The organism is Methanomassiliicoccales archaeon, from assembly GCA_038850735.1.
In the GTDB taxonomy this organism is placed as follows: domain Archaea; phylum Thermoplasmatota; class Thermoplasmata; order Methanomassiliicoccales; family JACIVX01; genus JACIVX01.
The window spans coordinates 1-5,856 of sequence record JAWCLO010000022.1; the positions used below are offsets into that span (position 1 = coordinate 1).

The 5,856-nt window shown below is 44.8% G+C and carries 3 protein-coding genes; 1 reads left to right on the top strand and 2 read right to left on the bottom strand.

What is annotated here, in order from left to right:
- Together QW087_08130 and drmD are read right to left on the bottom strand one after the other, a co-directional pair.
- Positions 1-1,085 (bottom strand): hypothetical protein (locus QW087_08130; GenBank protein MEM2944692.1); only part of this gene is annotated, 1,085 nt, incomplete at its 3' end.
- Positions 1,086-1,090: 5 nt separating this feature from the next.
- Positions 1,091-4,333 (bottom strand): DISARM system SNF2-like helicase DrmD, encoded by a 3,243-nt coding sequence (gene drmD / locus QW087_08135; GenBank protein MEM2944693.1) that lies wholly within the window; start codon positions 4,331-4,333, stop codon positions 1,091-1,093.
- A 426-nt stretch (positions 4,334-4,759) separates the two neighbouring features.
- Here drmD and QW087_08140 point away from each other — a divergent pair.
- A partial coding sequence (locus QW087_08140) for a 2-oxoacid:acceptor oxidoreductase family protein (protein MEM2944694.1) occupies positions 4,760-5,856 on the top strand: 1,097 nt, incomplete at its 3' end.

The window sequence follows — 5,856 nt, forward strand, 5'->3', positions numbered from 1 at the left end:
AGTTCAGGATGGCTGCATCCATTGAAGATCAACCTAAAGAGAGCAACGATTCTCGGCCAAGCCCACACCTCATGACGCAGATAGTCTTCGCCATAAATTATTCTGTTTTTTTCCAAAGTCTCATACAAATGCTGGATGCTGTATCCAGTCACGTATGCCTGTGCATCCATCGGGAGTAAGCTTCTGCTTTCGGCATACGAAATGAAAACAATGCGCATGACAGTCCTTATCGCTGCCTGGTAAATGGCTTTCAATGCGGCCTCTTCAGGCAGTCTCTGACCGTTAGGAGCTTTCGATATAATGTCTAGAGGGTTCTCGGCGGCACCATGAACAGAAGATCGTTCGGTTGCTGGATTGACCACTCTGTTGATCATCATCTCAACGGCGCATCTCAGCCTTTCTCCCAGCTGTGCGGAAATATCGCCTTGCCTTTTTCTGCTTTCTCGAACCAGATTTTCAAGAGGCGGCACTCCAGCCGCATCAACTCCAAGCATGTCCTTGTTCAAAAGAAGCCCAAATCCATACATTTCGTCTTGATGCGACGTTTCTTCGAACCATCGGGAGGCGTCCCATTCTATCCATGTTTCGCTTTCGATGTCGATGTAATATACTCTGAACCTGATCCCGTTTGTTACCATGCCTAAGTGCACTTTTTCTCCTTGATAGCTTCTCAAGAAGCGATGCGCTTCTGCGCATGCGCGACTCCAAGACAAGCCAGCAGCACTGTGTTCTCTTGAAAACCAAATGTATAGTCTTGGAATTCCTGACAAATCAGAAAATGAAAGGACCACTCCATCGGGAATGGTCAATCCCTTAAGAGATTCATGGGATTTAAGATGCTTCAATACATCGTTGCGGAAAGCCATTAACGGGCGGTTTTCAATTTCCATAAGTACGTTAGCTATTGTCCACAACCATTCTTCAATGCTTAGAACTCCTGCTTCGAATTCGCGGTAAGTGGTTCTGAGCTTCTCAATTTTATCCCTATCAACTATTTTCACCCCACCAGGAAATTTGTCCTTCAATACAACTTTCGAAACAAAAATGCCGTATGTTCGAAGGGCATCCAACCATTCGTGAGCCAACCCGATCATTCCCCCGTAAATAAAATGCCGGCAACAATCACGTCAGCTCGATCCAGAGTGTAACGCGACGGAAAGATCTCTTCGATGTATCTATTTGCCTCTGCCTCGATATGCTCCTTTTGTTTCAACAGTGCTGCTTCGGTAGCCCTCTCTTTCAATTCTCTAAGTTCAAATTTCTTTTGCTCGAGTTTCAACCGAATATCCGTTTCGATGATAGGATCCAGCCTCCTCTGCTTCTTCTCTTCCTCTAGGTGCTGGACTTCTTCCTCGAGCTTTCTTATTTCTTCCCTACTCGCTTCCCTTGCAGATTCCTCGAGCATTCTCAGGCTTCTTTCTTTGCATTCCAAATAAAAAGCCATGTCTTTGTTCATTCTATCCTTCAACATGTCCCTGATCTTTTGCTCAAATGCTTCCTTCTCCCCCTCGATTTGCGACCCCAGTCGCTCCAAGAGCTCTTTATACCACGCTGGTGGTGACCCATCGCAACTTCGCTCGATCTTTTTGAAGTGACTAACGGATTCAAATGACTTGCTTTTGTGATCGTAAGCAAGATGCTTTACTTCTTCATGCACCACTTCGCCCTTTGCATTTCTTGCAATTTCTAGAATTGAAACGATCGCACGAGTAGACCTTTCAGACTCTACGTCCAATGTCCATTTCGTAACGGGCGAAGGCGAATTGCCGTATTGGTGCCATACGTATCTGCGAAGCCTTTCAATAGCATATCTCATGAGAGGATGACCAAGATTAATGAGTACCAGATCACCGCGTTGCACCCATTTTTTCATTTCATTTTCATCTTTTACAAGAAGCGATCTGCGGAAGGTTATCTTCTTCATTGCCTTAGTATTGGGATTTCTTAGGGAATCGGAGAGAAAATGCCAACTCTGCGGCAACCTAATGGAATACACTTCCTTTTCGTGAGTCGGCTCTAGAGCACCCCCATCGAGTCTGATTGCAGATTCCAAAAGAAATCGCATGCGCTCCTCATCTATTCCTAGCTGCAGTCGCGTATTTTCTTCGATTGATTCTATTACGGTATAATTCGGCCTATCACCGGCGCAGGGGATTTTCCTACTTTTCAAAACCCCATCTATCTTACCTTTGGCATCGTTCAAATCTTGTTGAGGATCTCCAGAAAGAAAGAATGATTCAACGGTTTCCTCAAGGACGGGCGACAGTCCACCTAGATCATTTCTCGCCTCCTCAACCTTCCGAGCGATGTATGAGAGGAAATCATATTCCTCAATCGTTTCAATCAAATGATGCCAGACACTTACTTTTCTTGTTTGGCCATGCCTGTCAACGCGTCCGATACGCTGGTCAATTCGGAGAGGATTCCAGGGAAGGTCATGATGTATGATGTATCTGCATGTTTGCTGAAGATTGAGTCCTTCCCTAGCGGCATCAGTTGCTAATAAGATTCTAACCTTTGCATTGGGATCGTTGAACTCTTCCTTGATCATTTCTACACGCTGAGGATCCGTTCTTCCATTAACTATCATTATTGTTTCCGCAGGAATTCCGCTATCGATCAACCTTTTATTTATATAAGCCTGAGTATCGCAATACTCGGTGAAAATGATCACCCTCTCTTCCGACTTTATGTTCGAGCCATCGAATTGAAGATAATCCTTCATCCACCTCAGCAATTTGTCAAATTTCGAATCAGGAAATTCGAACTTATAATCAAGAGACCCTGCGAGTACCTTATCGAAAGGCATTTTCATTTCGTCGTTCAAAAGATGCGTTATCTCCTCTGCTATCGGTTCCAGGTTATTCCAAAACTGCGATAGTAGCTGACCCGACAGAGTGGCAGCATCTCTCTCAATATCTTCCCTGGCCATGTCGTCACTCATGTCTGCCTCAGCATCGGACTTGAGCTTGTTCAGAACTGTTATGATGCGCTCTTTACCGTAGAGGTCTCTCTGCGCGAAATCAATTTTGATGCCTTTTATCCGCGAAATGTGGGCATACCATGTTCTCGCAAAGGCATACGGACTGCTGAGTAACCTCTTTCTGAATATGGAACGGATAAAGTTCAGGGCTTGCTTTTCCCTATCGCTTTCGCACTTGAAATTTCTTAATGCCCTATCGTATTCGCGAAGCGCTGCGAAAAGTCGCTGTTCAATTTCTGAAGGCTGTGATCTGAGGGCAATGGGCGGATCCCTTATCTCAAACTTCTTAGGCGGATCATCCCTATTGACGTCTTCCTTAAGTCTTCTGATGAAGACAGCTCTTATGTGAGCTTCATCATCAGCTGATGGGCTTATGCTTTTTTGGAATCTGACGGGATCCAAAAGATTAAGAAGACCCGTGTAGCTGTAATGGAATCCGTTATGAGGCGTGGCAGAAAGAAAAATTCTATGCTCAAAATAACCTATTATGCTTTCAAGCATTCTTATTCTTTCGGTGGACTGGCAACCGGGTAGAGGAGCAAAGTTATGCACTTCATCTACGATCAAAAGATCCCACGGAAATCTTCCGCTACCTTTCGGAACAAACTTTACAGATCCCGATATGAATTCTTCGATGATTTCCCTACGCTTCAGAAAATCCATGCTTACGATTATCTTCTGATGAGTAGCCCATGGATTTGCGTTCGGATCGAGCTGTTTGATTCTTGATATCTCATCTCGGTCCATGATTATAAAATTCTGGTGAAATTTCTCTCGCATTTCATCCTGCCATTGACGCTGCAAGCTGGCCGGACAAATAATCAGTATTCGTCTAATACTCCTTTGAGCGATGAGTTCTTGCATTACGAGTCCAGCTTCAACAGTCTTGCCCAAACCAACATCATCAGCAATGAATAAGCGCACTGATGGCATGAGCATGGCCTTATAGGCAGGCCAGAGCTGATATCTGTGGATCAGCACCGAACTCCAGATCGGACCTGTCAAGAAAATGAGATTCTCTCTGGGAAAGGCTAATTTCGAAGACCATATCAGTGAATTCATATATGCATAGTATATTTCACCAGCCGTAGGTGGCGTTTTCGAGATTTCTGGAATCATGCGTGCATCCAAAATGCTCTTATTTGGTTCCATCTCCCAGACAATTGTTTCTTCCGAAGGCTGGTACTGATCAAGATATTTGATTGTCGCGAGAGTCGGGCCGGATCCGCATTCGCTCAACATAGCCGATTCGACCAGACCGTGTCTACCACGAACATGAACAAGATTTCCAGGTTCTATGGGTGATCTGGGAGTCAAGATTACAGGAGTGCAGTTGTCATCCTCCTTCATTGTTCCCCCTCATAGATTATACTTGAACTTATAGATCAACTTCCCCTTGGCTCTAATTCGATATAACATAATGGAATGGTAAGTCATGATATAAAAATTTCTTCGACACGAAAGTCAATTAAAAGGAAGGGCAGGATGCGAAACGCGACCAGCGAGCTCATCTCGCAGCTTGCTTTACTTCAATTCTATGTACAACTTTCTTGATTTAGGTCGATGAATTAGATGAATCCTTTCAATATGCCTCTCATTGTGAGCTCGTTTTACATTCATGTTCTCATTAAAAGAGAATGCGTGATGCATGCTTACGATCCAAACGAGCGCAAGTTTTAATTTCGTTAGGCACCGTAGAAAATTCGATCTAAATGTACGGAGAAGAATTCGAACCTTTATGCGGATATTGTGGTGAGCCAATGAGTCGCTGCATGTGTGTGTGCCCCTATTGCGGTGAATCCTGCGGTTGCGAATGCTGTATCGGTCTCGATAAGGCAACTGGCGGATGAGAACTTATGGAATTCTTTTGGAGTTGATCGTTGTATGGATGCAGGATTTAACTGGATGGCAGGAGGGCCTCAGGGGAGTGGCGTAGATACCGCTGCAAATATTTTCGGGAAAGCATGCGCCATTGGAGGTTTTCATGTTTACGGAAGAAGGGAATATCATTCAAACATCAAGGGCATGCACAGCTATTTTCATTTGAGAGTGTCGGAAAGAGAAATATCTGCTAATGTGAACGAGGTTCATCTGCTCGCCGCATTTGATGCTGAAACCATCGCGAGGCATATTTCTGAAGTTGTACCGGGAGGTGGAATTGTAGTCGACAGTAGGCAGTTGAAGACCAAGATTTTGGAAATTCCTGCTCTGCCGCCTGAATTCAGATCGAACTTTTCACAATTCATGGAAAGGAATGGAATAGGGGAGACGCTACAAGATCTTCTTGATTATGCTAGCAGAATGGGAATTCATGTCTTTCCAGTTGTATACACAGACCTTCTTTACCAGGTCGCCGACTCTCTCAGCCTCGAAAAGACGGCAAAGCTCAACAGGATGATCAATGTCGTCACGGTCGGGCTTTCTTTCGGGATTCTGGGGTACGACATAAATGCGGTCAAGAAGGCATTAGTATCGATTTTTTCGGAGAAGAGCAAGCTCATCGAAATGAATATGCGTGCTCTTGAAATGGCATACAACCATGCACAAGAGAATTTTCGAAATTTCGTGCCTCCTTTGAAAGTCAAGGAGAGCGTTAAGGAAGAACGATTGCTACTTTCTGGTAATCAAGCAGTCGCAATAGGTAAAGCGCTGGGTGGATGCCGCGTGCAGACTTACTACCCCATCACGCCTGCAGCAGATGAAAGCGAGTTCATAGAAGCCCACGAAATTCTGGAAACAAAAGAGAGTGGGGTGAATGCAGGCGTAGTTGTCGTCCAGACAGAGGACGAGATTGCAGCTGTAAACATGGCGTCAGGAGCAGCTCTTACAGGTGTACGAGCAGCGACATCAACATCTGGACCAGGTTTTTCCTT